The following is a 24,714-nucleotide window of genomic DNA, read 5'->3' as shown; positions in this document are numbered from 1 at the left end:
CCTCACGCCACGGGACCGTTCGCGCAGTGCTCGACGAAGCGTGCGGCCGCTCCGGGCGCACCGGCCCAGTGGGTGTGCACATAGCTCGCGTGCACCCCCCGCTGCACGAACCCCTCCACCCTCCGCTCCGGCTGCCGCAGCCCCCAGGCCGCCCGGGCGCCCGCCCCCGGCTCGATCACGGTCCGGTGGAACTCGTGCCCGCGCATCCGCGCCCCGGTCTCGGCGAGCGGACTGTCGCTCACGGCCACGGCGTCGCGGTAGCCCAGCGTCAGCCGCTCCGACATCCGGGCGTCCGCGTCGAGCACCCCGCACATCGGCGCCCCGTCGAGCGACCGCGCGAGGTACAGCAGCCCGGCGCACTCCGCGGCGACGGGCGCACCGGAGCGCGCCAGCTCGGCGACGGCCTTGCGCAGCGGCTCGTTGGCGGACAGCTCGGAGCCGTACATCTCGGGGAACCCGCCCCCGATCACGAGCCCCGAGGTGCCCTCGGGCAGCGCCTCGTCCCGCAGCGGGTCGAAGGTGACGACCTCCGCCCCGGCCGCCCGCAGGAGTTCGGCGTGCTCGGCGTACGAGAACGTGAACGCGGCGCCCCCGGCCACCGCGACGACCGGCCTGGTCGTGGGCGACTGTTCCGCGGAGGCGGAACGGGTGGGCACAGCCCACCCACCGGCGGACCGCCGCCCCGCGACGGAAGGATCCCAACCTTCGGCGTGCAGTTCAGGGGCGCTGCGCGCAAGAGCCAGCAACCCCTCCAGGTCGCACCCGGCACGTACCTGCTCCGCCTGCGCCGCCACCGCGGCCACCGCGGCGGCCTGCCGCTCGGCCACCGGCACCAGGCCCAGGTGCCGCGAAGGAGTCGCCACCGCGGGCGCCCGGCGCAGCACCCCGAGGACCGGAACCCCGGATTCGCCGAGCGCCTCGCGCAGGAGGTGCTCGTGCCGGTCGGTCGCGACCTTGTTCAGGATCACGCCGCCGATCCGCACCTCCGGGTCCCAGGAGGCGAAGCCGTGCACCAGCGCCGCCACCGACCGGGACTGCGACGAGGCGTCCACCACCAGCACCACCGGCGCCTTGAGCAACTTCGCGACCTGCGCGGTCGACGCCAGCTCCCCCTGGTCGGCGGCCCCGTCGTACAGGCCCATGACGCCCTCGACGACCGCCAGGTCGCAGCCGCGCGACCCGTGCGCGAAGAGCGGCGCGACCAGGCCCGTACCGCACATGTACGCGTCGAGGTTGCGGCCCGGGCGGCCGGTCGCGAGCGCGTGGTAGCCGGGGTCGATGTAGTCGGGGCCGACCTTGTGCGGCGAGACCGCGAGACCACGGCCCGCGAACGCGGCCATCAGACCGGTGGCGACCGTGGTCTTGCCCGCGCCGGAGGACGGCGCGGCGATGACGAGACGTGCTACCACTCGATGCCCCGCTGGCCCTTCTGGCCGGCGTCCATCGGATGCTTCACCTTCGACATGTCGGTGACGAGATCCGCGAAGTCCACCAGCTCCTGCGGGGCGTTGCGGCCGGTGATGACCACGTGCTGCTGCCCGGGACGGTTCCGCAGCACCTCCACCACCTCGGCGGTGTCGATCCAGCCCCAGTGCAGCAGATAGGCGAACTCGTCGAGGACGTAGAACTTGTACGCCTCGGCGGCGAGATCGCGCTTGACCTGCTCCCAGCCCTCGCGCGCCTTGTCCTCGTGCGACTGCTCGCCCTCGGCGACCTCGCGCTGGATCCAGGACCACCCCTCACCCATCTTGTTCCAGGTGACGGTGCCGCCCTTGCCGGTCTCGCCGAGCGCCTTGAGGGCGTTCTCCTCGCCGACCCGCCACTTGGCGGACTTGACGAACTGGAACACCCCGACCGGCCAGCCCTGGTTCCAGGCGCGCAGCGCCATGCCGAACGCGGCGGTCGACTTCCCCTTGCCGACGCCGGTGTGCACCATCACCAGCGCGCGGTTGCGGCGCTGACGGGTGGTGAGACCGTCGTCGGGTACGACGGTCGGCTGTCCCTGCGGCATTAGGCGGCCCTTCTCGTGGAGCGGTTCACTTGTACGTCTCTGACCAGCCCGGCGATCGAGTCCGCCCGCAGCTCGTCCAGCGTCACGGCGGTCCCGCCCAGCTCGCGGGCGAGGTCCCCGGCGAGGCCGAGCCGCACCGGCCCGCTCTCGCAGTCCACGACGACGGCGGCGGTGCCGTCGGCGGCGTGCAGGCGCGCGGCGCGGGCGGCGAGCGCCACCGGGTCGCGGCCGCCGCCGGTCGCCCGGCCGTCGGTCACCACGACGAGCAGGGGGCGGCGCGAGGGATCGCGCAGCCGCTCGATCCGCAGGACGTCGTGGGCCTTCAGGAGCCCGGCCGACAGGGGCGTGCGGCCACCCGTCGGAAGCTGTTCGAGCCGGGCCGCGGCCGCGTCCACGGACGAGGTCGGCGGCAGCGCCACCTCGGCGTCCCGGCCGCGGAAGGTGACCAGGCCGACCTTGTCGCGGCGCTGGTAGGCGTCGAGGAGGAGGGAGAGCACGGCGCCCTTGACGGCGCTCATCCGCTGCCGGGCCGCCATCGACCCGGAGGCGTCCACGGCGAAGAGCACCAGATTGCCCTCGCGGCCCTCGCGGGTGGCCTGCCGCAGGTCGTCCCGTCGCACCACCAGGCCGGGGCCGGAGCGGCCGCGCGCCTTCTGGTGCGGGGCGGCGGCGTGCACGGTCGCGGCCAGGTGCAGCTTGGTGAGGGCGCCCCGGGGGCGTACGGCCCCGGTCGTCCTGCCGTGCTCGGTACGGGCCCGGGAGCGGCGCCCGGCCGCCCCCTCGCCCAGTCCTGGCACGCTGAGCATCTTCGTACGGAACGGTTCGGCGGCTCGGACGGCGGCGCGCTGCCCGGCGCCACCGCCGGGCGCGGGGGCCGGTCCGTTCTGTGCCGCCGGCTCGGGCTCGGTCGTCGGCTCGGGCTCCGCCTCGCGGGGCGGCTCGGCCGGACCGGCGCTCTCCGGGGACCCGTCGGGCCCCTCGCCCTGCGGCGGCACCCCGCCTCCGCCTCCACCCGGCCCGTCGTCGGGACCCTGACCGTCGGGCCCCGGACCCTCGGGATCCGGATCCGGGTCCTCGTCCTCGCCCTTGAACCGCTCCAGCGTCTCGTCCAGCTTGTCCTCGTCCAGGCCGGGCGCGTCGAAGGGGTTGCGCCGCCTGCGGTGGGGGAGCGCGAGCAGCGCGGCCTGCCGTACGTCCTCGGAGGTGACGTCCGTCCGGCCCGCCCACGCGGCGAGCGCCGTCGCCGTGCGGGCCATGACGATGTCGGCGCGCATGCCGTCCACCTCGAACGCCGCGCAGGTGGCGGCGATCTGCAGGAGCGCCGCGTCGCCGAGCCCCACCCGGGGCAGCAGGGCCCGCGCGGCCGTGATCCGGTCCCGCAGCGCGCTCTCCTCGCCCTCCCAGCGGGCGGCGAAGGCGGCCGGGTCGTCGTCGAACGCCAGCCTGCGGCGCACCACCTCGACCCGCTGCTCGGGCTCGCGGGAGGCCGCGACCTCCACGGTCAGACCGAAGCGGTCCAGCAGCTGCGGCCGCAGCTCGCCCTCTTCGGGGTTCATCGTGCCGACGAGCAGGAAGCGGGCCGCGTGCCGTACGGAGACGCCTTCGCGCTCGACGTACGAGGAGCCCATGGCGGCGGCGTCGAGGAGCAGGTCGATCAGGTGGTCGTGGAGGAGGTTGACCTCGTCGACGTAGAGGATCCCGCGGTGCGCGTCCGCGAGGAGCCCCGGCTCGAAGGCCTTCACGCCCTCGGCGAGGGCCCGTTCGATGTCCAGCGCGCCCACCAGCCGGTCCTCGGATGCGCCGACGGGCAGCTCGACCATCCGCGCGGGCCGCGCGGCGGCCGGGGCGGCCTCGTGGGGCCCGTCGGGGCAGCCGGGGTCGGGGGAGGCCGGGTCGCAGCTGAAGCGGCAGCCCGCGACGACCGGCACCTCGGGCAGCAGGTCCGCCAGCGCACGGACGGCCGTGCTCTTGGCGGTGCCCTTCTCGCCGCGTACGAGGACACCGCCCACCGCCGGGCTGACGGCGTTCAGCAGCAACGCCAGCCGCAGGTCGTCCATGCCGACGACGGCGGTGAACGGATACCGGGTGCTCATCGGGCGGTCACTCCTTCAACTCGTGGGGGTCCGGCGGGACGGGGCGTCACGGCGCGCCCGGAGGGATGAACGGCAGCCCGGGCGGCGGGCCGTTCTCGATGAGCCGCAGCAGCGCGTCCGTGTCCGCGTGCTCCTCGATCAGGTCTCCGAGGCGGTCCAGCTGCTCCTCGCGCAGGGTCCCGAAGCTCGTGTCCGGCGCCGGTACGAAACGGCGCCCGGCCGCCGCCGCGACCTCCCGCAGGAACGCCCGGCGGAAGCCGTCGCTCTCCAGCGAGCCGTGCCAGTGGGTGCCCCAGACGGAGCCGACCCGGCAGCCGTCCAGAAACGGTTCGCCGCCGTCCACCCGGGCGATGCCGTGGTGGATCTCGTATCCCTCCACCCGTTCGCCGAGCGCCTCCCCGACCGGCCGGGCCAGGGTCTTCCCGGGCGCGAACCGGACGTGGACGGGCAGCAGCCCGAGCCCGTCCACGGCGCCCGCCTTCGACTCGACGTCGTCCTCGATGCGGACGCCGAGGACCTGGAAGCCGCCGCAGATGCCGAGCACCGGCCGGCCCTCCGCCGCGCGCCGGGCCAGCGCGTCGGCGAGGCCGCGTTCCCGCAGCCAGGCCAGCGCCTTGACGGTCCCGCGCGTGCCCGGCACGACCACCAGGTCCGCGTCGACGAGCTCCTCGGCCCGGTCCACGAACCGCACGACCACGCCCGGCTCGGCCGCCAGCGCGTCCACGTCGGTGAAGTTGGACATCAGCGGCACGGCGCAGACCGCGACCCGCAGCACTTCCTCGCCGAGCGGGGGCGCCACGACCGACTCGCGCACCGCGCCCCGCAGGGAGACCCGCAGCCCGTCCTCCTCGTCGATGCCGAGGCCGTGGGCGTAGGGCAGGACGCCGTACGTCCGGCGCCCCGTGAGGCCGAGCAGCATGTCGAGCCCGGGTTCGAGCAACGAGACGTCGCCCCGGAACTTGTTCACGAGGTAACCCGCGATCAGCTCCTGGTCCTCGGGCGCCAGGAGCGCCGTCGTCCCGAAGAACTGGGCGAACACCCCGCCCCGGTCGATGTCGCCGACCACGAGCACCGGCAGCCGCGCGGCCCGCGCGATGCCCATGTTCACGATGTCCGTGCGCCGCAGGTTGATCTCGGCCGGACTGCCCGCCCCCTCGCAGATCACGGCGTCATACGTGCCCCGCAGCTCCTCCAGGCACGCGAGGACCGGCTCGAAGAGTTCCTGCCGCCGTCCTCCGTGCAGCAGCTTCCCGGGGGACGACCCGCCGGGCCCTCCGAAGAACCCCCGGGCACTCAGCTCGCCCACCGGCTTGCCCATCAGTACGACCTGGCTGGAGCGGTCGCTGCCCGGCTTCAGCAGCACCGGGTTCATCAGGGCGGTCGGCTCCACCCGCGCGGCCTGCGCCTGCATGGCCTGCGCCCGGCCGATCTCCGCGCCCTCCCTGGTCACGAAGGAGTTCAGGGACATGTTCTGCCCCTTGAACGGCGCGACCTTCACTCCTTGGCGCACCAGCCAGCGGCAGATCCCCGCCGTGACGACGCTCTTGCCCGCGTCGGACGTGGTCCCGGCGACCAGCAGCCCCCCGCCTGTCATGCGTTCCTCCGCTTCGTCGCGCCCGCCAGGGCCCGTCCGGTCACACAGACCGCCAGCGTCAGCCCGGTCACCCGGCGCGACAGCCGTACGGCACGCTCGATGTCCGCCACGTCCACGTCCCGGCCCTCCGTGTTGAGCACCGGCCGGTGTTCCACCCGGCCGCCGTACGACAGCGTCCCTCCCAGCCGCACGCCGAGCGCTCCCGCGAAGGCAGCCTCGACGGGGCCGGCGTTGGGGCTCGGATGTGCGGCCGCGTCGGCGCGCCAGGCCCGCAGCGCCCCGCGGGGGTCGCCGCCCGCGACCGCGGCGAGCACGGCCGTCAGCCGCGCTCCCGGCCAGCCGGCGAGGTCGTCGAGCCGGGCCGAGGCCCAGCCGAAGCGGCGGTACGTGGGGTTCTTGTGGCCGACCATCGCGTCCAGGGTGTTCACGGCCCGGAAGCCGACGAGCCCCGGGACACCGGCCACCGCGCCCCACACCAGGGCGCCGACGACCGCGTCGGAGGTGTTCTCGGCGACGGACTCCACGACCGCGCGGGCCATCGCGGGGCCGTCCAGGGCCTGCGGGTCGCGGCCGCACAGATGCGGCAGCCGCTCGCGCGCCACGTCCAGGTCCCCGGCGGCCAGCGCCCCGCCGATGGCCCGGGCCTCCCGGCCCAGGGTCGTGCCCCCGACGACGGCCCACACGGCGGCGGCGGTCAGGGCGGCGGACGCGGCGGGCCGGTTCCGTACCGTGCGGGCGGCGAGGGCGCCCAGGGCGGCCGTGCCGCCGACGCAGACGGCGGTGTGCAGCGCGCCCCACCCGCGGTGGTCGCGCCGCAGGAGGCTCTCGACGGCTCCGGCGGTCCTGCCGAACGCGGCGACGGGATGGCCGCGGCGCGGATCGCCGAGGAGCAGGTCCACGGCCAGGCCGACGGCGGCGCCGTACGCGAAGACGTCCGTGGACGCGAATACACCGGTGGCTGCTCTGCGGCCAGGCATGGCGCTGTGTCCTCACTCAGGGTCCGCGCCCTGGCTCGACGTGACCGGCGGTGAGAGTTCCTGGCTCCCGGGGATCAGCTCCCCGGTCACAGTGGCGGGACCGCGCCGGATTCGCACCGGACTTCCTCTTCTGCCGCCGTAAATGGCCCCGGAAGTCCACCACGCGGCGCGAACAGCCGTCAACTCACCCTTGACCTGCGGCGGGAGAGTGTGCGAAGCCCCACAACGACGACCGGGCGGGCCGCACCTTTCGGTGCGACCCGCCCGGGGGTGGTGTCGTGACGCGTCAGACGACGATCAGATAGATGCCGTACGCGACGGCCGCCGCGCAGAGCGCGAAGCAGGCGTACGCGCCGGTGCGGGCCAGGGTGGCGGAGCCTCCCTGGGCGGCGGCCTGCTCCTGCTTGGAGAGGCCGATGATGCCGAGGGTGAACAGGCCCACGAGGGCGACGGTCGCCACGAGGCTGACTCCGAAGACGGAGCCGAGAGCTGCCCAGTCGATCTTCATGTGGTTCGTCCTTACACCGCGGCGGCGGGGGCCGCGGGGGCTGCCGGGTCCGTGGGGGCCGGCGAGGGGATGGTGGTCTTGAGGTCCTCGTCCGCGACGGCGGCGACGGAACCGGCCGGCGGCGGGGTGACGGCCGCGATGGCGGTGGTCACGACGCCCGCGGGCTCGTCGAGGTCGTCGTCGGTGACGTTGTGGTGGTCGACCGGCTTGCGGCGCGAGAGCGCCCAGATGACTCCGGAGCCGGCGATCAGCAGGACGGCGACGGCAACGATGCCCCACGTGCCCTGCTTGGTGAGGAACTCGGCGCCGGCGGCGACCAGGCCCGCCGCGGGAAGGGTCAGGCCCCAGGCGATGAACATCCGGGTGGCGGTCGACCAGCGGACGACACCGCCCTTGCGGCCGAGGCCCGCGCCCATCACGGCACCCGAGCAGGACTGGGTGGTGGAGAGCGAGAAGCCCAGGTTCGAGGAGGCCAGGATGACCGTGGCGGCGCTGGTCTGGGCGGCGAAGCCCTGCTGCGGCCGCAGGTCGGTGAGGCCCTTGCCCATGGTGCGGATGATGCGCCAGCCGCCGAGGTAGGTGCCGAGCGCGATGGCGACGCCGGCGGAGACGACGACCCACATGGGGGGGTTGGAGCCGGGGGCGAGGACGCCGCCGGTGACCAGCGCCAGGGTGATGACACCCATCGTCTTCTGCGCGTCGTTGGTGCCGTGGGCGAGGGAGACGAGACCGGCGGAGGCGATCTGGCCGGCGCGGTAGCCCTTGGCCGTGTGCTTCTCGTCGGTCCGGGCGCCGATGCGGTACGTCAGGCGGGTGGCCACCATCGCGGCGAGGCCGGCGACGAGCGGCGCGGCGATCGCGGGGATGAGGACCTTGGTGACGATGGTCGAGCCGTTCACGGCCGACCAGCCGGCCGACATCACGGCCGCGCCGATGAGTCCGCCGAAGAGGGCGTGGGAGGAGCTGGACGGCAGGCCGAGCAGCCAGGTCAGCAGATTCCAGAGGATGGCGCCGACGAGCGCCGCGAAGATCACTTCGGTACGAATGCCCTGCTCGTTGATGATCCCGCCGGAGATCGTCTTGGCGACCTCCACGGACAGGAACGCGCCGACCAGGTTGAGCACGGCGGACATGGCCACCGCCGTCTTGGGCTTGAGGGCACCGGTCGAGATGGTCGTCGCCATCGCGTTGGCGGTGTCGTGGAAACCGTTCGTGAAATCGAACACGAGAGCTGTCACGACCACAATCGCGAGCAGCAGCGTGATGTGTTCCATTTACCCAGGCAATCGTTTGACGTCAGTGGCTCGTCGAACGTAAGCAACCTGGGTGAACGGAAGATGAACTGGGCCGGGCGGTGTGGTGACCCGATCCGGTGTCGGCGCATTCCGCTTACGGTCTCGGGGGCGGTTTCCGTCCACGATGCGGTCATCGCGCAACCCCGGGTAATCCGGGCTGTTCCGGGGCACATGCGACTTCGTTCCTTTCCGCCCCACACGCCCCGTGTCAGCCCGTGGACCGCGCGTGCACCGATTCAGCCGCACGAGGGACCCGCCAGAGTGACCCATGTCACTCTCCGGTGGCCGTCCGCACGTCCCCTGGGACAACGCGCCGGTCGCACGCGGTCCCCGAGCGGCGATCCGCCGCCGCGGCGCCTCCCGCCCGGCACCGCGCCCGGCCCGCCGCGCTTCCCGGGTGGCAGTACGCCGCCCGCGTACCGACACTGGGACAGTGCGCCCGGCTACAGCGACGGCAGCGGCCGTCACCACTCTGATCGGTGTCGGCGCGGCCGCGGTGGCGGTCGGCCGCTACGCGGGCGACGCCGCCCTCAAGGCGGCGTCCGGGCGGCCCCTGCCCGGAGACCCACGCCTCACCGTGCACGCCACCGGCCCCGGCAGGGTCACCCTGACCCGCAGCCTCGCCTCCCTGCGTCCCGGTACGTACGGCATCGAGGGCCCCGACTTCCACGGCTTCGTCGGCCCCGTCCTCGACCGCGTCCCGCACACCGCCGACACCGTCGTGCGGCGTCTGGAGCGCGTCGAGCTCGGCACCCTCGAACCCGGCGCCCGCGTCCGGCTCACCCCCGAGCTGCACGCCGGCACGCCCCGCACCGCCGTCGGCGTCGTCTACGAGGACGTCGAGATCCCCGGCGAACTGGGCAGTCTGCCCGGCTGGCTGATCCCCGGCCCCCGCCCCACCTGGGTCATCGCCGTGCACGGCCTCGGAACCAGCCGCCGTCACCCCCTCAACCTCGTCCCTTTCCTCACCCGACGGCAGATCCCCGTCCTGTGCGTCGCCCACCGCGGCGACGAGGGCGCGCCGGCCTCCCCGGACGGACTCGCCCACCTCGGCGACTCCGCGTGGCGGGACGTCGACGCGGCCATCCGCTACGCCGTCCGCCGGGGCGCCGTGGACGTCGTGCTGCACGGCTGGGGGACCGGCGCCACCATGGCCCTGCGGGCCGCCGCCGACTCGGGCGTACGGGACAGCGTCCGCGGCCTCGTCCTCGACTCCCCGGTCCTCGACCCGCAGGCCACGCTGCGCCACCTCGCCGCCGCCCGCCGGGTCCCCCGGCCGCTGCTGCCGTTCGCGGTCCACGCCGCCCAGAGCAGGTCGGGGCGGCGCGGCGACCGCCTCCCCGACCCCCCGGACCCGGCCGGCCTCCGCGTGCCGACCCTGGTCTTCCACGGCCCGGACGACACCCTCGCCCCCTGGGAAGCCTCCCTCGAACTGGCCGCGAGCCGCCCCGAACTGGTCACCCTTCAGGCGGTCCACCAGGCCCCCCACGCCGCCATGTGGAACGCCGACCCGGTCCGCTACGAGGAGACCCTGCGGCGCTTCCTCACCCCGCTGCTCTAGGGGATGGCGCGAAAGCCCCGTCGGGGAGCTTTCGAGAGGCCCACCCGAGCCCGCCCGGGGCCCGCCCCCCGGACTCGGCCTTCCGGTGGATGCCCGCACATTCCGGACACTCTCCGGGGCGTGCCCGGCCGCACCCCGCGCCGCCGCGCCGCCGCGTCTGACGATGATCCGCATTCCGATTGGGCTTTCGGGCCGTCAGCGGGAAGACTGCCCCCGTGACGTCTCGAAAGCCTGATGAGCAAATGGCGCGCAACTCCAGACTCCGACTCGTCCGTCCGCGGGCACTGGCCGCCGCCCGACGGGCCGTGACGACGCGGCGCACCCGGCCGGCCCCGAGGCCGCCCGAAGGCACTCCGCCCCGTGCGGAACTGGCCCGCCAGGCGCGTACCGTCCTGGCCGACGCCGTACGGATCGCCCGCTGGACCGCCGGCGACCGCGAGGCCGACCCCACCCCTCCGGCCGGCCTCGAAGCCCGCTCCGCACAGGAACGCGCCGCGGCGGCACTCGACCTGACGCCCGGCCAGGTGCGCGCCGGCTGGGACCGCGCCCGGCTCGCCGGCCTCGTGGAGCTCCACGGCGCCACCGCCCGCCCCGGCTGGCGGCTGCACGCCTGGGACCGCGACGACTCCGCCGTCCTGCGCGGCTGGGTCGCCCTCTTCGACGCCTGGTCCCTGGTCCACCCCGCCCCCGGGGACGTGCCGCCCAGCGCCGTAGCCGAGGTCGTCGAGGCCGTTCCCCAGGTGCTCTCCCTGCTCCAGCTCTCGGCCGGCCCTGTACTCGTCCCGGCCCTGCTCGACCTGCTCCGGCAGCGCGTCCAGGAGCTGCGCGAGGAGCGCTGCGAGGTTCCCGCCCAGGGAGCCGCCGTTCCTCCGCCCGGCACCGACGCCTCCGCCGACGGCGGAGCGGCCGACTCCGCGGAGGGCGGCACCGACGGCCTCCCCGCCCTGCTCGACTGGGCCCTGGACGGTCTCGCCGCCGTCGGCGCCCTCACCCTGGGCGACGGCCAGGCCACCCTGACCCCCCTCGGCAACTGGGCGGTCTGGGTCAAGCTGGAACAGATCTGCGTCGCCGCCCAGAGCCCGGCCGGCAACATCGAGCAGTCCGCCGAGGACATGCTCCGCGGCTGCGCCCGCCTCACTCCCGGCCCCGCCCGCGACGAGTACCGAGCCTGGCTCGCCGCGCGCACCCTCTCCAGCGCCGTGACCGAACTCCTGGCCGTGGCCCGCGGTGAGGACGCCCTGCTGCGCGGCCTCGCCTTCGAGGCGCTCCGGGTCGTGGGAGCCCCCGCCGAGGCCGAGGTCCGGGCCGCCGTCCAGGAGGCCTCGCTCCGTCCGTACGCGCTGCTCTGGCTCGCCGAGTACGACGGCGCCGACCCCGACGACGCCCCGGACGTGCTCACCCGCGAGGAGGCCACCTGGCTCTGGGTGGACACCGCCGCGGCCGTCGCCGACCACGGCGAGAGCGCGCTGCTGGTGCGCCATCTCGACTCCGCCGTGCAGGGCACCGTCCCGGCCCTCCTCGACGAGGTCCGGGCGGTCGGCCACCCGCGTACGGTCCAGGTCCTCGTCGCCCTCGCCGCCGCGCACCCCGACCCGGCCCTGGCCAAGGCGGTCCGCCGGGCGGCCTTCCAGGTCCACACCGGGGGATCGTGACCCCGGCCGTGCCCGGAGACGACGCCGCGCGGGCGCGGGCCCGGCGGGCCGGCGCTCAGCCCGCCGCGACACCCGGGGTGTACGTCCCGAAGCTCCAGATGTTGCCCTCGGCGTCCCGGGCCATGTAGTCCCGCGAGCCGTATTCCTGGTCCGTGGGCGGCATCAGGATCTCGACCCCGTGCCGCGCCGCGCGCGCGTGGTGTTCGTCCACGTCGTCCACGTGGACGAACACCCCCACCGGGCCGGCGTCGGCCATCAGCTTGTCGAACTCGCTCCCGGTGCCCTTGCTGCCGAGCATCACCATGCCGTTGCCGTACGACAGCTCGGCGTGCATGACCTTGCCGTCCTCGCCTTCGTACACCGCGGTGTCGATGAAGCCGAACGCCTCGGTGAGCAGCTTGATCGCGGCCTTCGCGTCCTGGTACGCCAGCGTCGGACAGATATGGGGTGCCTCAGCCATCCCGATCACTCCTTCTCGTCGGTCCACGTCGGAATGTGACCTGGATCTCAGTCTCGCAGCCGCCGTCGACAATCAGCGGAAGGTGTCGCACCGCGCCATGTCGCCGGTGCTGAAGCCGGTGGAGAACCACTGCTGCCGCTGCGCCGCCGAGCCGTGGGTCCAGCTCTCCGGGGTCACCCGGCCCTGGAACCTCTCCTGGATCCGGTCGTCGCCCACCGCGGCCGCCGCGTCGAGCCCGTCCCGGATGTCCGCCTCCGTCACCCCGGTCAGCAGCGGCCGCCCGGTCTTCTCATCCGGGGTGGTCGTCGCGTGCCGCGCCCACACGCCGGCGTAGCAGTCCGCCTGGAGCTCGACCCGCACGGCCTGGGAGTCCGCGCCCTGCCGGCCGTCCTGGGCGCCGGCCAGCGTGCCCATCATGTTCTGCACGTGGTGGCCGTACTCGTGCGCCACCACGTACGCCTGGGCGAAGGGCCCGCCGCTCGCTCCGAAGGTGGTCCGCAGCTCGTCGAAGAAGCCCAGGTCCAGATAGACCTGCCGGTCGCCGGGGCAGTAGAAGGGCCCGACCGCCGACGTGGCCGTGCCGCAGGCCGTGCCGACGCGGTCACTGAACACCACCGTGCGCGCGTCCCCGTACCGGCCGCCCCGGCGGGCGTACTCCGCCCGCCAGAAGTCCTGCACGCTGTTGACGACCCCGACGATCCGGCAGTCGTCGCGGGCGTTGGCGTCGGCGCCGGTCCGGCAGCTGCGCTCCACCTCGGCCGCGGACGACGAGGTCGCCACGGGCGCCGGGTCGCCGGAGGTCAGGCCCAGCTGCTCCGGCCCCACCCCGAAGAGCATGCCGAGGATGAGCGCGACGAACGCGACGACACCGCCGCCGACGGTGGCCCGGCCGCCGGGGATACGGCTGCCGCGGACGTCCCGTACCTCCGAGGTGTCCAGGTTGGCGTCGTCGTCGAACTGCATGGGCCACCGCCCTCCGCGTCTCTGCCGCGGCGGGGGCCGCCGCCCTGCGCCCGAGTATCGAGTACCCCGTAGGGGATCGCTCCTTTTGTCCGGCATGCGCGGGAACGGTGGGTATGCCCGTCGGCGGAGCATGGCCGAAAAGCAGTTGCATGGGCCCGTTAGACTGGCCGTATGGCCATTCTCCTCGTGCATTAGCGGCGTCGAACCGCCTTCGAGAGCCCTTCCGCCGTCCAAACCCGCCCTGGAGTCTGTCCGTGATCACCGCTTCCGGCATCGAGCTGCGCGCCGGCGCCCGCATTCTCATCGAGTCCGCTTCCTTCCGCATCGCCAAGGGCGACCGCATCGGCCTCGTGGGCCGCAACGGCGCGGGCAAGACCACCCTCACCAAGTGCCTCGCCGGCGAGGGCATGCCCGCGGGGGGCACCATCACCCGCTCCGGCGAGGTCGGCTACCTCCCGCAGGACCCGCGCACCGGCGACCTCGACGTGCTGGCCCGCGACCGCATCCTCTCCGCGCGCGGCCTCGACGTGCTGCTGCGCAAGATGCGGCAGAACGAGGAGCGCATCGCGACCGGCTCCGGGGCCACCCGCGACAAGGCGATGAAGCAGTACGAGCGCCAGGAGACCGAGTTCCTCACCAAGGGCGGGTACGCCGCCGAGGCCGAGGCGTCCACCATCGCCGCCGCCCTCGGCCTGCCCGACCGCGTCCTCGGCCAGCCGCTGCACACGCTCTCCGGCGGTCAGCGCCGCCGGATCGAGCTGGCCCGCATCCTCTTCTCGGACGCCGACACCCTGCTCCTCGACGAGCCCACGAACCACCTCGACGCCGACTCCATCGTCTGGCTGCGCGACTACCTCAAGACCTACCGCGGCGGCTTCATCGTCATCTCCCACGACGTCGACCTGGTCGAGACGGTCGTGAACAAGGTCTTCTACCTCGACGCCAACCGCTCGGCGATCGACGTCTACAACATGGGCTGGAAGCTCTACCAGCAGCAGCGCGAGGCCGACGAGAAGCGCCGCAAGCGCGAGCGCCAGAACGCCGAGAAGAAGGCCGCGGCCCTCAACTCCCAGGCCGACAAGATGCGCGCCAAGGCGACCAAGACGGTCGCCGCGCAGAACATGGCCAAGCGCGCCGAGCGGCTCCTGTCCGGTCTGGACGCGGTCCGGATCTCCGACAAGGTCGCCAAGCTGCGCTTCCCGGAGCCCGCGCCCTGCGGCAAGACCCCGCTGACCGCCGAGGGCCTGTCGAAGTCGTACGGCTCGCTGGAAATCTTCACCGATGTGGACCTCGCGATCGACAAGGGGTCGCGCGTCGTCATCCTCGGCCTCAACGGCGCGGGCAAGACGACACTGCTGCGCCTGCTCGCCGGGGCCGAGACGCCCGACACCGGCGAGGTGACCCCCGGTCACGGCCTCAAGCTCGGCTACTACGCCCAGGAGCACGAGACGCTCGACCCGGACCGCACCGTCCTGGAGAACATGCGGTCGTCCGCGCCCGACCTCGACCTCGTCGAGGTGCGCAAGACGCTCGGCTCCTTCCTCTTCTCCGGAGACGACGTGGACAAGCCGGCCGGAGTCCTCTCCGGCGGTGAGAAGACCCGTCTCGCGCTCGCCACCCTGGTGGTCTCCTCGGCGAACGTGCTGCTCCTCGACGAGCCGACCAACAACCTCGACCCCGCCAGCCGCGAGGAGATCCTCGGCGCCCTGCGCACCTACAAGGGCGCGGTCGTCCTCGTCACGCACGACGAAGGCGCGGTCGACGCGCTGGAGCCGGAGCGGATCATCCTGCTCCCGGACGGCGTCGAGGATCTGTGGGGCCCGGACTACAAGGACCTCGTGGCGCTCGCCTGATCATCTCGGTATGGATCATTCGGCTCATCGCCGATCCTTCATCTGAGTGAGGGCGTCTCATCCCTCGGGCGCGGCCTTGTGCGGAATCCTTCCGTCAGGGCCGCGCCGCGCTCGTTCCCCCGGCGCGCCGCTGACCTGGCACTTCGCGCCCCGGCGCGCCGTGAGGCGGTGATCACGCCCCGCGGAATATGGCATTCCGGTCACCGCGAATCCGTCCCCGTCCACGAACCTCGTGCCACAGACCTTGTCGAATGGGTGGCCAGGACGTCCGGAAGGGGTGATCATGAGAAGTCCAGAGCGCACTTCCCATGAGGAGGCACGGGTGGCCGAGACTCTGAAGAAGGGCAGCCGGGTGACCGGCGCCGCGCGCGACAAGCTCGCGGCAGACCTGAAGAAGAAGTACGACTCCGGTGCGAGCATCCGGGCGCTGGCCGAGGAAACCGGTCGCTCCTACGGATTCGTCCACCGGATGCTCAGCGAGTCCGGAGTCACGCTGCGTGGACGCGGCGGAGCGACACGGGGCAAGAAGGCAGCCTCGGCCTGACATCGGGGCGCGGCTCGTCCGGTCCACCGTCTCTCGCGGTGGCCACCCGGTCGACCGCACGGTCGGCCGGGTGGTTACTGTGCAGTCACTTAGCAGTGCTGCACCGGAACCGGAGGCGCCCCATGACTTCGCTCGACTCTGTGCTCGTGTTCGACAAGGACGGTGTACGGCTCACCGTCGAGGACGCCGTTGCCTCGGTGACCCTGACCAATCCGGCGAAGCGCAACGCCCAGTCTCCCGCTCTGTGGCGGGCGTTGGCGGAGGCCGGCCGGTCGTTGCCGGGCAGCGTGCGGATCGTGATCCTGCGCGGTGAGGGCGCGTCCTTCTCCGCCGGGCTCGACCGGCAGGCGTTCACGCCCGAGGGCTTCGACGGGGAGCCGTCCTTCCTGGACCTGGCACGCGGGTCGGACGATGACCTGGACGCGGTCATCGCCGAGTACCAGGAGGCGTTCACCTGGTGGCGTCGCAGCGACCTCGTGTCGATCGCGGCCGTCCAGGGGCACGCCATCGGAGCCGGGTTCCAGCTCGCCCTCGCCTGCGACCTCCGGGTCGTCGCCGAGGACGTGCAGTTCGCCATGCGCGAGACCAGCCTGGGCCTCGTGCCGGACCTCACCGGCACGCACCCGCTCGTCTCCCTCGTCGGCTACGCCCGCGCGCTCGAGATCTGCGCCACCGGCCGCTTCGTCCAGGCCGATGAGGCCGAGCGGATCGGGCTCGCCAACATCGCCGTGCCCGCGTCCGAACTGGACGACGCGGTACGGGACCTGAGCGCCGCCCTGCTCGCCGCGCCCCGCGACGCCGTCGTCGAGACCAAGGCGCTGCTCCAGGGCGTCTCCGGCCGATCCTACGAAGAGCAGCGCACCGCCGAACGCGCCGCCCAGGCCCGCCGTCTGCGCGACCTCGCGGGCCTCGGCGACTGAGCCCTGTCCGCACCTTCTCGCCCGGCCCGCCCTCGCGCCGTGGGGGAGACCGTCCGCGCGCTGCCGCGGGGCCCGGCCCCCGGCAGCCGCGGTGACATCACCGGATCTCCGAGACCAGGACCGTGACCGCGGTCGCCTCCGGGGCGCTCGCGGCCAGGCGCGTGCGGACCGCTCGCGCCACGTCGAGGGCGCGGTGGCCGGCCGTCACCGCCAGCTCCACGCGCAGACCGCCCTCACTCCGATGGACCGGAGCGCCCAGGACGTCCGTCAGAGCCGCCACGCCGTCGACCGCGAGCGCCTCCAGGGCCGCCGGGTCCTCTGCGGCCGGAGAGGTTCGCCCGGGTGGGGGAGGGGTCGGCGGCTCATCCCGACCGCCGGCCTCCGTCTCCACGAGCCCCGTCACCCGAAGGTCCACCTCCGTCACCGCCAGGCCCAGCACCGTCTCCGCGGTGGAGAGCAGGGCCTCCCTCACCGCCTCCGCCAGTCCCGGCAGCGGGATGCCGGCCGTCGCCGCGAACTCCGCCGTGATGCGCAGCGGCCCCGGCGGCAACCCGCCCGGCGGAACGGGAAGCGGCTCCTCGCCGCTGGGCGCCACCAGGCCCACCCGCAGCGACCCCGGCGTCGCGCCCCGTACCGCCGCCGCGGCCGGGAGCAGCACCCCTCGTGCCGCGCGCTCCGTCAGCCATGCGCCGTCCGCCGCCTCTCCGAGCGGCAGCAGCCTGCCCGGGCCCAACCGTTTCCGTACCGCCGTCGCCCAACTCTCAGCCGTCGTCATGGGACCAGCCTGCCGCATTCCTGGCGCGAAATGGGGCAAGCGCACTTAATGTGGGCGAGGAAGCCCATAACTGCCCGGAAGGGATGAACGGCCATGAGCGAGACCGCACGCCCCGAGGAACCGTCCATGACCAAGCGCGGCGGCGGCGCCCCGGCCACCCGCGGCCGGACCACGATCGCCGACGGGGTCGTCGAGAAGATCGCCGGCCTCGCCGCCCGAGACGTCGACGGGGTCCACGCCATGGGGAGCGGACTGTCCCGCACCTTCGGCGCCGTACGTGACAAGGTCCCCGGCGGCGGCACCAAGTCGAACGCCACCCGCGGGGTGAAGGCCGAGGTCGGCGAGGTCCAGACCGCGCTCGACCTGGAGATCGTCGTCGTCTACGGCGTCTCGATCTCCGACGTCGCCGGCGAGGTGCGCGAGAACGTCATCGCCGCCGTGGAGCGCATGACCGGCCTGCAGGTCGTCGAAGTGAACATCGCGGTGAGCGACGTGAAGTTGCCCGAGGACGAGGAAGAGGAGCCGGAGCAGCGGCTTCAGTAGCCGCGGCGCTCGGCGGAAAGGGTCGGTGGTCGGTATGAGCATGACGTTGATCGGCTTGGTGGCCGGAATGGCCCTCGGTTTCGCCGGGTACTTCGGCGGTTTCGGGGCTTTCGTGCTGGTCGCGGCGTTGGGAGCGATCGGATTCATCGCCGGGAGGTTCCTCGACGGGGACTTCGAACCCGGAGAGTTCTTCCGGGGCCGTGAGCGCGGCGACAGGCGGAGGTGACGGGGGGTGGCCGTGGATCAGGTGGGGGCCGCCGGGCGCGGCGCGACGACGATCGCCGACCGGGTCGTCGCCAAGATCGCCGCGCAGGCGGCCCGTGAGGCGCTCGGCACGCTGCCGCGGGGCGGCACGACACCGCACGCCTCCGTCGTCGTGCACCGCGACACGGCACGCGTGTCCATCAGTCTCGAACTCGGGTATCCCACCGATATCGGCCGGCAGTGCGGCGACGTGCGCCGCCGGGTGACCGAGCGGGTACGGGACCTGGCCGGCCTCGACGTGCCCGAGGTGGCCGTTCACGTGGAGCGGCTGCACTCCCCGCGTACCGCCAAGGCGTCCGGGAGGAGGAGCCTGCGATGAACGATGCCCACGCCGACGACAAGGCCGGCGCCACGACCGGCGACAAGGCGGCCGACTCGGCCGAGGCCGGGACCGACGGAGTGCCCGTCCTGAAGGAGCGACCGCCGGCCGCGCCCGCCCCCCGGTTCTGGTCCGTACGGCGGATCCCCGCCGCCCTCCTCGCCGCCGTCGTCCTCGGCGGCGCGGGACTCCTCCTCTACGACGTCGCCGCGGTACGGGCGGAGCGCACGGCCATGCGATGGCGGAGCGTCCTCGCCGACGAACTGGCGACCCGCCCCCTGGACGACGTCTGGGTCCGGGTCGGGGCCGTCGCGGCCGTGGTCGTCGGCCTGTGGCTGCTCCTGCTCGCGGCCACCCCCGGCCTGCGGGCCGTCCTGCCGATGCGGCGCGAGCACGCGGACGTACGGGCCGGACTCGACCGTGACGCCGCCGCGCTCATCCTGCGGGACCGGGCGATGGAGGTCTCCGGCGTGCAGTCCGTCCGGGTCCGCGTGAAGCGCCGGAAGGCCGCGGTGCGGGCGGTCGCGCACTTCCGCCAACTGGACGAGGTGCGCGGCGATCTGGAACGCGTGGTCACGACGGGCATCGAGGAACTCGGGCTCGCCCACCCACCGGTGCCGACGGTACGGGTGGCTCGTCCGCCGAAGAAGGGATGAGGGGATGACGGTCGTTCTCCGCCGGGTCAACCGGATCGTGCTCGGCCTGCTGGGCCTGCTCCTTGTCGTGATCGGCGGGGCGGTCCTCGCCGCCTCGCTCGACCTGTCCGTGCCGTCCTGGTGGCCGTGGTCCGGCCCGTCCGACGTCCTCCTGACCGAGGCGGACCGCAGGCGGTGGGCGGACGAGGGCTGGTGGTGGCCGGTCGTCATCGCCGTCCTCGGCGTCGTGGTGCTCCTGGCCCTGTGGTGGCTGATCGCCCAGTTCCGCCGGGCCCGCCTCGCGGAGGTCCTGGTCGAGACCGGCGACGGAGAGGGCGCGATGGTACGCGGCCGGGCCCTGGTGGACGTCCTGGAAGCGGACGCCGCCGCGCAGGACGGCGTCTCCCGCGCCCGGATCACCCTGACGGGCCGCCGCACGGCCCCGCGCGCCCGCGTCGCCCTGCTCCTGGAACCGCACGCCTCCCCGGGCGAGACCCTGACCTCCCTCACCGACGAGGCCCTGGCCCACGCCCGTACCTCGGCGGGCCTGGAGTCACTGCCGGCCGAGGCCCGGCTGCGCGCCGTCAAGCACCGGGCCCGCCGGGTCAGCTGAGCGCCCCGGCCGGCGGCTGCCGCCCCCGGGCCCGCCGGTCCTGGGCGTCGCCCGGGCGCTCGAGCGGGCCGCCCTGGTCGGCACCGGACCGGCCGGCCCCATGACCCCACCGGCTCTTCCCGGGGGCCGCGGTCGCCGCCCCCGGCCCCCTTCCGGCTCAGAAGCCGTGGCGGGCGCCGCCGTCCACCGGCACCATCACGCCCGTCACGTACGACGCCGCCGGCGACAGCAGGAACGCCGCCGTGCGGCCGTACTCCTCGGGCGTGCCGTAGCGGCGCAGCGGAATGGTCGACTCGCTCGCCGTGCGGGCCGCCTCCGCGTCGCCCGAGAGGGCGTCCAGCGAGCGGATCCGGTCGGTGTCGATGCGCCCGGGCAGGACGCCGACGACGCGGATGCCGCGTGGCCCCAGGTCGTTCGCCAGGGACTTGGCGAAACCGGCGAGCCCCGGGCGCAGGCCGTTGGAGATCGTCAGCCCCGGGATCGGTTCGTGGACCGAGCCCGACAGGACGAAGCCGATGACCCCGCCCTCGGTCAGCGTCTGAGCCGCCGTCCGGGCCATCCGCACCGCGCCGAGGAAGACCGTGTCGAACGCCGACGCCCACTGCTCGTCGCTGTTGTCCGCGCCGAAGCCCGGCGCCGGGCCGCCGACGCTGACCAGGATCCCGTCGAACCGCCCGAAGCGGGACCGCGCCTCCGCGATCACCCGTCCGGCCGCCGCCGGGTCGGCGTTGTCGGCGGCGACACCCGCCGCGCCCGGCCCCAGCTCGTCCACCGCCTCGGCGACCGACGCCTCCTCGCGCCCGGTGATCACCACCTTCGCGCCCTCCGCGAGCAGCGCCTCGGCCGAGGCCCGGCCGAGCCCCCGCGTCGCCCCGGTCACCACGTACACACGGTCCTTCAGTCCAAGATCCATGGACCTATCCTGCCGTCTGCGCCCCGGGCGGCGCGACCTCCTCGCCGGGCGGCGCGGACTCCGCCCCGGTCAGCGCCAACGCGGTGCCCACCAGGCCGACATGGCTGAACGCCTGCGGGAAGTTCCCCAGCTGCCGCCGGGCCACCGGGTCGTACTCCTCCGCGAGGAGCCCCACGTCGTTGCACAGCTCCAGGAGCCTCTCGAACAGCTCCCTCGCCTCGTCCTTCCTGCCGATCAGCCAGAGCGCGTCCGCCAGCCAGAACGAGCAGGCGAGGAACGTCCCCTCCTGTCCCGGCAGACCGTCGACCGAGACGCCCTCGGTGTTGTACCGGAGCAGCAGACCCCCCTGGGTCAGCTCCTTGCGCACCGCGTCCACCGTCCCCACCACCCGGGGGTCGTCCGGGGGCAGGAACCCGACCTGCGGGATGAGCAGGGTCGCCGCGTCGAGTTCCCGCGAGCCGTACGACTGCGTGAAGGTGTTGCGGGCGGGGTCGTACCCCTTCTCGCACACCTCCGCGTGGATCGCGTCCCGCATGGTCCGCCACCGCGCGGCGTCCCCCGACAGCGTGGGGTCGGCCTCCAGGGCGCGGACCGCGCGGTCGGCCCCGACCCACGCCATCACCTTCGAGTGGACGAAGTGACGGCGGGGCCCGCGCACCTCCCACAGGCCCTCGTCCGGCTCCCGCCAGGTCGACTCCAGGAAGCCCAGCAGACTCAGCTGGAGGTTCCAGGCGTGCCGCTGCGGCGGGATGCCGGCCTCCCTCGCCCGGTGGAGCGAGTCCATGACCTCGCCGTACACGTCGAGCTGGAACTGCTCCACCGCCGCGTTCCCGATCCGTACCGGCGCCGAGTCCGCGTGGCCGCGCAGCCAGGGCAGCGTCATCTCGGGCAGCCGCCGCTCCCCGGCGGGCCCGTACATGATCTGCAGGTCGGCCGGATCGCCCGCCACCGCGCGCAGCAGCCAGTCGCGCCACGCCGCCGCCTCGTCCACATAGCCGGCGGAGAGCAGCACGCCGAGGGTGAGGGTGGAGTCACGCAGCCAGCAGGAGCGGTAGTCCCAGTTCCGTACGCCGCCGATCTCCTCCGGCAGCGAGGTGGTGGGCGCGGCCACGATGCCGCCCGTCGGGGCGTAGGTCAGCGCCTTCAGGGTGATCAGGGAGCGCATCACCGCGTCACGGTAGGGGCCCTCGTACGTGCACCGCGACGACCATTCCCGCCACTCCGCCAAGGACCCCTCCAGCGCCTCGAACGGGTCGATCAGCGGGGGGCGCGCCTCGTGCGAGGGGTGCCAGGTGAGGACGAACGCCACCTTCTCGCCCGCCTTCACGGTGAACGCCGAGCAGGTGGAGAACTGCTGGCCCCAGGTCTTGACCGGCGGTTCGCTGCGCAGCCAGACCGAGTCCGGTCCCGCGATGGCGACCCGGTGGCCGTCGGTGCGCCGTATCCACGGGACGACCGAGCCGTAGTCGAAGCGCAGTTTCAGCACCGCGCTCATCTCCACCGAACCGCTGACGCCCTCCACGATCCGCATGACGTCGGGCGACGTGTCGCGCTGCGGCATGAAGTCGACGACCTTGACGGTGCCGGTGCGGGTCTCCCAGTAGGTCTCCAGGACGAGCGAGTCGCCCGCGTACGCGCGGCGGGTGCAGTTCGTCGCCCCCGTGGGGGCGATCCGCCAGCGGCCGTTGTCCTCGTCGCCGAGGATCGCGGCGAAGCAGGCGGCCGAGTCGAAGCGCGGCAGGCACAGCCAGTCGATGGATCCGTCGCGTCCGACGAGCGCGGCGGTCTGGAGATCGCCGATGAGGGCGTAGTCGTCGATACGTTGCGTCACGCTCTGGCGTGTTCCCGCGAGAGGCGACGGTCAATCAGATGGCGGCAGTGGGCTACACCGCAGCGGGAGCCGGCTCCGGAGCGGCGGCGCCCCCGTCCGTGCCGCCCGCGGCGTCACGGTCGCGCTTCTCCCGGCGGACGAGGACCACCCAGCCCACCGGCACGCCCGACGCGAAGAGCCACCACTGCACGGCGTACGCCATGTGCGCGCCGATCGAGTCGTGGTCGGGCTCCGGGATCAGCTCGGGGGAGTTCCCCGCCGGTTCCGGCGCCGTCTGCTCCAGGTAGCCGCCGAGGACCTCACGGCCCAGCAGCTCGGCCTGCTGCGCGCTGTTGATCAGCATGACCTGACGGTCCGGCAGGCCCCGCAGGTCCTTGATGCCACTGGCGCCGGTCGTCTCGTCGGCCTTGAGGCGGCCGGTGACGGTGACCTCGCCGCGAGGAGCGGGCGGGACCTCGGGGTAGGCCTTCTGGTCGGGGGCGGCGGGGACCCAGCCGCGGTTGACCAGGACGGTACGGCCGTCCTGGAGGACCAGCGGGGTCAGGACGAGGACGCCGATCCGCTCGTCGGCGGAGGTGCGGCGGCGGACGACGACCTCGTGGGCCGTGTCGAAGGTGCCGGTGGCTGTGACCGCACGCCAGTAGTCGGCCCGCGGGACGGTGTGACCGGGGGAGGTCAGCGACTCCACGGGTACGGGCCGGGCCTTGAGGTTGTCCGCGATCAGGGTGTTCTGGGCCACCCGGCGCTCGTGCCGGTGGAACTGCCAGAAACCCAGCTCGATCATCACGGGGATGAGGACGAGGGCGATGAGGGTGAGGATCACCCACTGCCGGGACAACAGGAAGCGGTACACGCCGTCGACGGTACAACGTCGCGGCGGGCCCCCTCGCGGCGGGTGCCGGAGGTGGCCGGGCCCGCGCGACGGGCGGGATCCGCCCGGGACCGGGGGACGGGCGCTCGGGCCCGCCCCCTCGGATCGGACCGGACACCGCCCGGGCGGCGTCCCGGGCCGGCATTCCCTAGACGTGGTCGACGATGCCCGCCTTTCCCTCCGCGCGGGCGCAGTGACCGCCGCAGTACCACGTGCCCTGGACCTCGACCCCCTGGCCGATGATCTGGACCCGGCAGTGCTCACAGATGGGCGCCATGCGGTGAATGGCGCAGGAGAAGCAGTCGAAGACGTGCACGGCGCCCTGCGCGTGCACTTCGAAGGACATGCCGTAATCGTTTCCGCAGACCTCACAACGTGCCATGCGCCACAGGGTGCGGTCCGCCGCGTGCGAAGTCCGGGCGGCACGCCCGGCCGTTCACCCGTCTGCCGGGGCGACGTCCCGCAGCAGCTGGGTGAAGGCGGCCTCGTCGACGATCGGGGTGCCGAAGGACTTCGCCTTGACCGTCTTGGACGTGGCCGCGTCAGGGTCGTTCGTCACCAGCAGGCTGGTCAGCCGCGAGACGCTCGACGCCACGTGGAGACCCGCCTCCACCGCACGGTCCTCGAGGAGCTCCCGGTCGACGGAGGTGTCGCCGGAGAACGCCACCCGCATGCCCTGTTTGAGCAGTTCGCCCGATGTGTACCGCCCGGGGTTCGGGTACGGGCACGGCGGACGCTTCCGCGAGGGGCGCCAGCCGTTCGCGCGGTACGAGGACTGGTGGCCGATCCGGGGCGTGGCCGGCGTGGCCGCCCACTCCGTCAGGGGCCGGCACTCCAGCAGCGGCAGCCGTACGTTCCGCTCCGCCGCCGTGTGCAGGCTCGGCCGGAACGCCTCGGCCAGCACGCGCGCGTCGTCCAGCGCGTTGTGCGCCCGCTGCTGGACGACACCGAAGTGCGCGGCGAGCGACTCCAGCTTGTGGTTGGGCAGCGGGAGCGCCAGCTCCTTGGACAGGGCGATGGTGCACAGCCGCTGACGCACGGGGGCGGTGCGCTCGGCGCGGGCGTACTCCCGGGCGATCATCGACCAGTCGAACATGGCGTTGTGGGCGACGAGGACCCGGCCGTCGAGCCGCGCCGAGAACTCGGCGGCGATCTCCGGGAAGAGCGGCGCCCCTTCGAGGACGTCGGTGGTCAGGCCGTGGATCCAGACCGGTCCGGGGTCCCGCTCGGGGTTGACCAGCGTGTACCAGTGGTCCTCGACCTCGCCCTGGGCGTCCAGGCGGTAGACGGCAGCGGACACTATCCGGTCGTCGCGGGCGAGTCCGGTGGTCTCCACGTCGACGACCGCGTACCCCTGCGGGTACGCGGCCGGCCACGTCGTCGCTGTCGTGCGGTCGTCGAGCATGGTCACTGAGAATACGGGCCGCCGCTGACAACGGGGTCCCCGGTGTCCCTTCCCGTGGCCGGAATCCCCCCGCGGGGATGACGGCCGGCGCCCACGGGGGGCCGCCGGTACGGC

The 24,714-nt window shown here is 73.8% G+C and carries 25 protein-coding genes and 1 riboswitch; of the genes, 10 read left to right on the top strand and 15 right to left on the bottom strand.

Annotated features, from left to right (window positions below; translation table 11 throughout):
- Positions 1-2: 2 nt before the first annotated feature.
- From ACZ68P_RS00315 to ACZ68P_RS00285, 7 genes are all read right to left on the bottom strand, one after another.
- On the bottom strand, positions 3-1,409 hold the full coding sequence (locus tag ACZ68P_RS00315) for a cobyrinate a,c-diamide synthase (protein ID WP_471000335.1): 1,407 nt from the start codon (positions 1,407-1,409) through the stop codon (positions 3-5).
- The gene (gene cobO / locus ACZ68P_RS00310; RefSeq protein ID WP_365719872.1) at positions 1,403-2,011 is read right to left on the bottom strand and encodes a cob(I)yrinic acid a,c-diamide adenosyltransferase; all 609 of its coding nucleotides are present in this window, start codon (positions 2,009-2,011) and stop codon (positions 1,403-1,405) included. The genes ACZ68P_RS00315 and cobO overlap by 7 nt, the downstream gene beginning before the upstream one ends.
- Positions 2,011-4,104, bottom strand: coding sequence for a putative cobaltochelatase (locus ACZ68P_RS00305; protein ID WP_471000331.1), 2,094 nt, complete (start codon positions 4,102-4,104; stop codon positions 2,011-2,013). Before ACZ68P_RS00305 ends, cobO begins: the two co-directional genes overlap by 1 nt.
- A 46-nt stretch (positions 4,105-4,150) precedes the next feature.
- Positions 4,151-5,698 (bottom strand): cobyric acid synthase, encoded by a 1,548-nt coding sequence (locus tag ACZ68P_RS00300; RefSeq protein ID WP_471000328.1) that lies wholly within the window; start codon positions 5,696-5,698, stop codon positions 4,151-4,153.
- Positions 5,695-6,675 carry a cobalamin biosynthesis protein gene (locus ACZ68P_RS00295; protein WP_471000325.1) on the bottom strand — a complete coding sequence of 327 codons (981 nt, stop codon included), beginning with the start codon at positions 6,673-6,675 and terminating at the stop codon, positions 5,695-5,697. The genes ACZ68P_RS00300 and ACZ68P_RS00295 overlap by 4 nt, the downstream gene beginning before the upstream one ends.
- Positions 6,676-6,710: 35 nt before the next feature.
- Positions 6,711-6,851: riboswitch (cobalamin riboswitch) on the bottom strand.
- A 110-nt stretch (positions 6,852-6,961) separates the two neighbouring features.
- Positions 6,962-7,183, bottom strand: a complete 222-nt coding sequence (locus ACZ68P_RS00290; protein WP_471000323.1) for a hypothetical protein — start codon at positions 7,181-7,183, stop codon at positions 6,962-6,964.
- A gap of 11 nt (positions 7,184-7,194) precedes the next feature.
- The gene (locus ACZ68P_RS00285; protein ID WP_471000320.1) at positions 7,195-8,457 is read right to left on the bottom strand and encodes an inorganic phosphate transporter; all 1,263 of its coding nucleotides are present in this window, start codon (positions 8,455-8,457) and stop codon (positions 7,195-7,197) included.
- 454 nt (positions 8,458-8,911) lie between these two features.
- Here ACZ68P_RS00285 and ACZ68P_RS00280 point away from each other — a divergent pair, with 454 nt between their 5' ends.
- Both ACZ68P_RS00280 and ACZ68P_RS00275 read left to right on the top strand, forming a co-directional pair.
- A complete protein-coding gene (locus ACZ68P_RS00280; RefSeq protein ID WP_471000317.1) occupies positions 8,912-10,039 on the top strand; it encodes an alpha/beta hydrolase in 1,128 nt (375 codons plus the stop codon).
- A 242-nt stretch (positions 10,040-10,281) separates the two neighbouring features.
- Positions 10,282-11,691 carry a hypothetical protein gene (locus tag ACZ68P_RS00275; protein WP_471000314.1) on the top strand — a complete coding sequence of 470 codons (1,410 nt, stop codon included), beginning with the start codon at positions 10,282-10,284 and terminating at the stop codon, positions 11,689-11,691.
- 55 nt (positions 11,692-11,746) lie between these two features.
- On the opposite strand, the gene ACZ68P_RS00270 is transcribed toward ACZ68P_RS00275, so the two are convergent.
- Both ACZ68P_RS00270 and ypfJ read right to left on the bottom strand, forming a co-directional pair.
- Positions 11,747-12,151 (bottom strand): VOC family protein, encoded by a 405-nt coding sequence (locus ACZ68P_RS00270; RefSeq protein ID WP_471000311.1) that lies wholly within the window; start codon positions 12,149-12,151, stop codon positions 11,747-11,749.
- 72 nt (positions 12,152-12,223) lie between these two features.
- Positions 12,224-13,114 (bottom strand): KPN_02809 family neutral zinc metallopeptidase, encoded by an 891-nt coding sequence (ypfJ, locus tag ACZ68P_RS00265; protein ID WP_471000309.1) that lies wholly within the window; start codon positions 13,112-13,114, stop codon positions 12,224-12,226.
- A 254-nt stretch (positions 13,115-13,368) separates the two neighbouring features.
- Here ypfJ and ACZ68P_RS00260 point away from each other — a divergent pair, with 254 nt between their 5' ends.
- The 3 genes from ACZ68P_RS00260 (at position 13,369) to ACZ68P_RS00250 (ending at position 16,431) form a co-directional block, all read left to right on the top strand.
- Positions 13,369-14,967, top strand: a complete 1,599-nt coding sequence (locus ACZ68P_RS00260) for an ABC-F family ATP-binding cassette domain-containing protein (RefSeq protein WP_471000306.1) — start codon at positions 13,369-13,371, stop codon at positions 14,965-14,967.
- A gap of 322 nt (positions 14,968-15,289) precedes the next feature.
- Complete coding sequence (locus tag ACZ68P_RS00255) at positions 15,290-15,511, top strand: helix-turn-helix domain-containing protein (protein ID WP_006123601.1); 222 nt, start codon at positions 15,290-15,292, stop codon at positions 15,509-15,511.
- A gap of 122 nt (positions 15,512-15,633) precedes the next feature.
- Positions 15,634-16,431: an enoyl-CoA hydratase/isomerase family protein gene (locus tag ACZ68P_RS00250; protein ID WP_471000304.1), complete on the top strand. Its 798-nt coding sequence runs from the start codon at positions 15,634-15,636 to the stop codon at positions 16,429-16,431.
- Positions 16,432-16,528: 97 nt separating this feature from the next.
- On the opposite strand, the gene ACZ68P_RS00245 is transcribed toward ACZ68P_RS00250, so the two are convergent.
- Positions 16,529-17,206, bottom strand: coding sequence for a hypothetical protein (locus ACZ68P_RS00245; RefSeq protein WP_471000302.1), 678 nt, complete (start codon positions 17,204-17,206; stop codon positions 16,529-16,531).
- Between the two features lie 93 nt (positions 17,207-17,299).
- Here ACZ68P_RS00245 and ACZ68P_RS00240 point away from each other — a divergent pair, with 93 nt between their 5' ends.
- The 5 genes from ACZ68P_RS00240 to amaP are packed head-to-tail and all read left to right on the top strand — an operon-like array spanning position 17,300 to position 19,580.
- Positions 17,300-17,749: an Asp23/Gls24 family envelope stress response protein gene (locus ACZ68P_RS00240; RefSeq protein ID WP_365719898.1), complete on the top strand. Its 450-nt coding sequence runs from the start codon at positions 17,300-17,302 to the stop codon at positions 17,747-17,749.
- A gap of 34 nt (positions 17,750-17,783) precedes the next feature.
- Positions 17,784-17,975: a hypothetical protein gene (locus ACZ68P_RS00235; protein ID WP_471000299.1), complete on the top strand. Its 192-nt coding sequence runs from the start codon at positions 17,784-17,786 to the stop codon at positions 17,973-17,975.
- 6 nt (positions 17,976-17,981) lie between these two features.
- On the top strand, positions 17,982-18,332 hold the full coding sequence (locus tag ACZ68P_RS00230; RefSeq protein WP_471000296.1) for an Asp23/Gls24 family envelope stress response protein: 351 nt from the start codon (positions 17,982-17,984) through the stop codon (positions 18,330-18,332).
- Positions 18,329-18,988: a DUF6286 domain-containing protein gene (locus ACZ68P_RS00225; protein WP_471000292.1), complete on the top strand. Its 660-nt coding sequence runs from the start codon at positions 18,329-18,331 to the stop codon at positions 18,986-18,988. The genes ACZ68P_RS00230 and ACZ68P_RS00225 overlap by 4 nt, the downstream gene beginning before the upstream one ends.
- Positions 18,989-18,992: 4 nt before the next feature.
- Positions 18,993-19,580, top strand: coding sequence for an alkaline shock response membrane anchor protein AmaP (gene amaP, locus ACZ68P_RS00220; RefSeq protein WP_471000289.1), 588 nt, complete (start codon positions 18,993-18,995; stop codon positions 19,578-19,580).
- A 157-nt stretch (positions 19,581-19,737) separates the two neighbouring features.
- Here the strand turns inward: amaP and ACZ68P_RS00215 are convergent, their stop codons facing one another.
- The 5 genes from ACZ68P_RS00215 to ACZ68P_RS00195 all read right to left on the bottom strand — a co-directional run bounded on the left by ACZ68P_RS00215 (position 19,738) and on the right by ACZ68P_RS00195 (position 24,606).
- The gene (locus ACZ68P_RS00215; RefSeq protein ID WP_471000286.1) at positions 19,738-20,493 is read right to left on the bottom strand and encodes an SDR family oxidoreductase; all 756 of its coding nucleotides are present in this window, start codon (positions 20,491-20,493) and stop codon (positions 19,738-19,740) included.
- A 4-nt stretch (positions 20,494-20,497) separates the two neighbouring features.
- Positions 20,498-22,324, bottom strand: coding sequence for a glycoside hydrolase family 15 protein (locus ACZ68P_RS00210; RefSeq protein ID WP_471000283.1), 1,827 nt, complete (start codon positions 22,322-22,324; stop codon positions 20,498-20,500).
- A 52-nt stretch (positions 22,325-22,376) separates the two neighbouring features.
- Positions 22,377-23,177 (bottom strand): SURF1 family cytochrome oxidase biogenesis protein, encoded by an 801-nt coding sequence (locus ACZ68P_RS00205; protein WP_471000280.1) that lies wholly within the window; start codon positions 23,175-23,177, stop codon positions 22,377-22,379.
- A 166-nt stretch (positions 23,178-23,343) separates the two neighbouring features.
- The gene (locus ACZ68P_RS00200; RefSeq protein ID WP_471000277.1) at positions 23,344-23,577 is read right to left on the bottom strand and encodes a hypothetical protein; all 234 of its coding nucleotides are present in this window, start codon (positions 23,575-23,577) and stop codon (positions 23,344-23,346) included.
- A 54-nt stretch (positions 23,578-23,631) separates the two neighbouring features.
- On the bottom strand, positions 23,632-24,606 hold the full coding sequence (locus tag ACZ68P_RS00195; protein WP_471000274.1) for a DEDDh family exonuclease: 975 nt from the start codon (positions 24,604-24,606) through the stop codon (positions 23,632-23,634).
- Positions 24,607-24,714 lie beyond the last annotated feature (108 nt).

The sequence above is a fragment of the Streptomyces sp. NPDC036822 genome, assembly GCF_055609145.1.
The sequence above is the reverse complement of the archived record's forward strand: the minus strand, read 5'-3'. Positions and strand labels throughout refer to the sequence as shown.

What these genes read in the sequence shown, in the direction of transcription:
- cobO (WP_365719872.1), bottom strand. Translation starts at nt 2,011, where the DNA reads ATGCCGCAGGGACAGCCGACCGTCGTACCCGACGACGGTCTCACCACC.
- ACZ68P_RS00305 (WP_471000331.1), bottom strand. Translation starts at nt 4,104, where the DNA reads ATGAGCACCCGGTATCCGTTCACCGCCGTCGTCGGCATGGACGACCTG.
- ACZ68P_RS00300 (WP_471000328.1), bottom strand. Translation starts at nt 5,698, where the DNA reads ATGACAGGCGGGGGGCTGCTGGTCGCCGGGACCACGTCCGACGCGGGC.
- ACZ68P_RS00295 (WP_471000325.1), bottom strand. Translation starts at nt 6,675, where the DNA reads ATGCCTGGCCGCAGAGCAGCCACCGGTGTATTCGCGTCCACGGACGTC.
- ACZ68P_RS00290 (WP_471000323.1), bottom strand. Translation starts at nt 7,183, where the DNA reads ATGAAGATCGACTGGGCAGCTCTCGGCTCCGTCTTCGGAGTCAGCCTC.
- ACZ68P_RS00285 (WP_471000320.1), bottom strand. Translation starts at nt 8,457, where the DNA reads ATGGAACACATCACGCTGCTGCTCGCGATTGTGGTCGTGACAGCTCTC.
- ACZ68P_RS00275 (WP_471000314.1), top strand. Translation starts at nt 10,282, where the DNA reads ATGGCGCGCAACTCCAGACTCCGACTCGTCCGTCCGCGGGCACTGGCC.
- ACZ68P_RS00270 (WP_471000311.1), bottom strand. Translation starts at nt 12,151, where the DNA reads ATGGCTGAGGCACCCCATATCTGTCCGACGCTGGCGTACCAGGACGCG.
- ypfJ (WP_471000309.1), bottom strand. Translation starts at nt 13,114, where the DNA reads ATGCAGTTCGACGACGACGCCAACCTGGACACCTCGGAGGTACGGGAC.
- ACZ68P_RS00250 (WP_471000304.1), top strand. Translation starts at nt 15,634, where the DNA reads ATGACTTCGCTCGACTCTGTGCTCGTGTTCGACAAGGACGGTGTACGG.
- ACZ68P_RS00245 (WP_471000302.1), bottom strand. Translation starts at nt 17,206, where the DNA reads ATGACGACGGCTGAGAGTTGGGCGACGGCGGTACGGAAACGGTTGGGC.
- ACZ68P_RS00240 (WP_365719898.1), top strand. Translation starts at nt 17,300, where the DNA reads ATGAGCGAGACCGCACGCCCCGAGGAACCGTCCATGACCAAGCGCGGC.
- ACZ68P_RS00235 (WP_471000299.1), top strand. Translation starts at nt 17,784, where the DNA reads ATGAGCATGACGTTGATCGGCTTGGTGGCCGGAATGGCCCTCGGTTTC.
- ACZ68P_RS00225 (WP_471000292.1), top strand. Translation starts at nt 18,329, where the DNA reads ATGAACGATGCCCACGCCGACGACAAGGCCGGCGCCACGACCGGCGAC.
- amaP (WP_471000289.1), top strand. Translation starts at nt 18,993, where the DNA reads ATGACGGTCGTTCTCCGCCGGGTCAACCGGATCGTGCTCGGCCTGCTG.
- ACZ68P_RS00215 (WP_471000286.1), bottom strand. Translation starts at nt 20,493, where the DNA reads ATGGATCTTGGACTGAAGGACCGTGTGTACGTGGTGACCGGGGCGACG.
- ACZ68P_RS00200 (WP_471000277.1), bottom strand. Translation starts at nt 23,577, where the DNA reads ATGGCACGTTGTGAGGTCTGCGGAAACGATTACGGCATGTCCTTCGAA.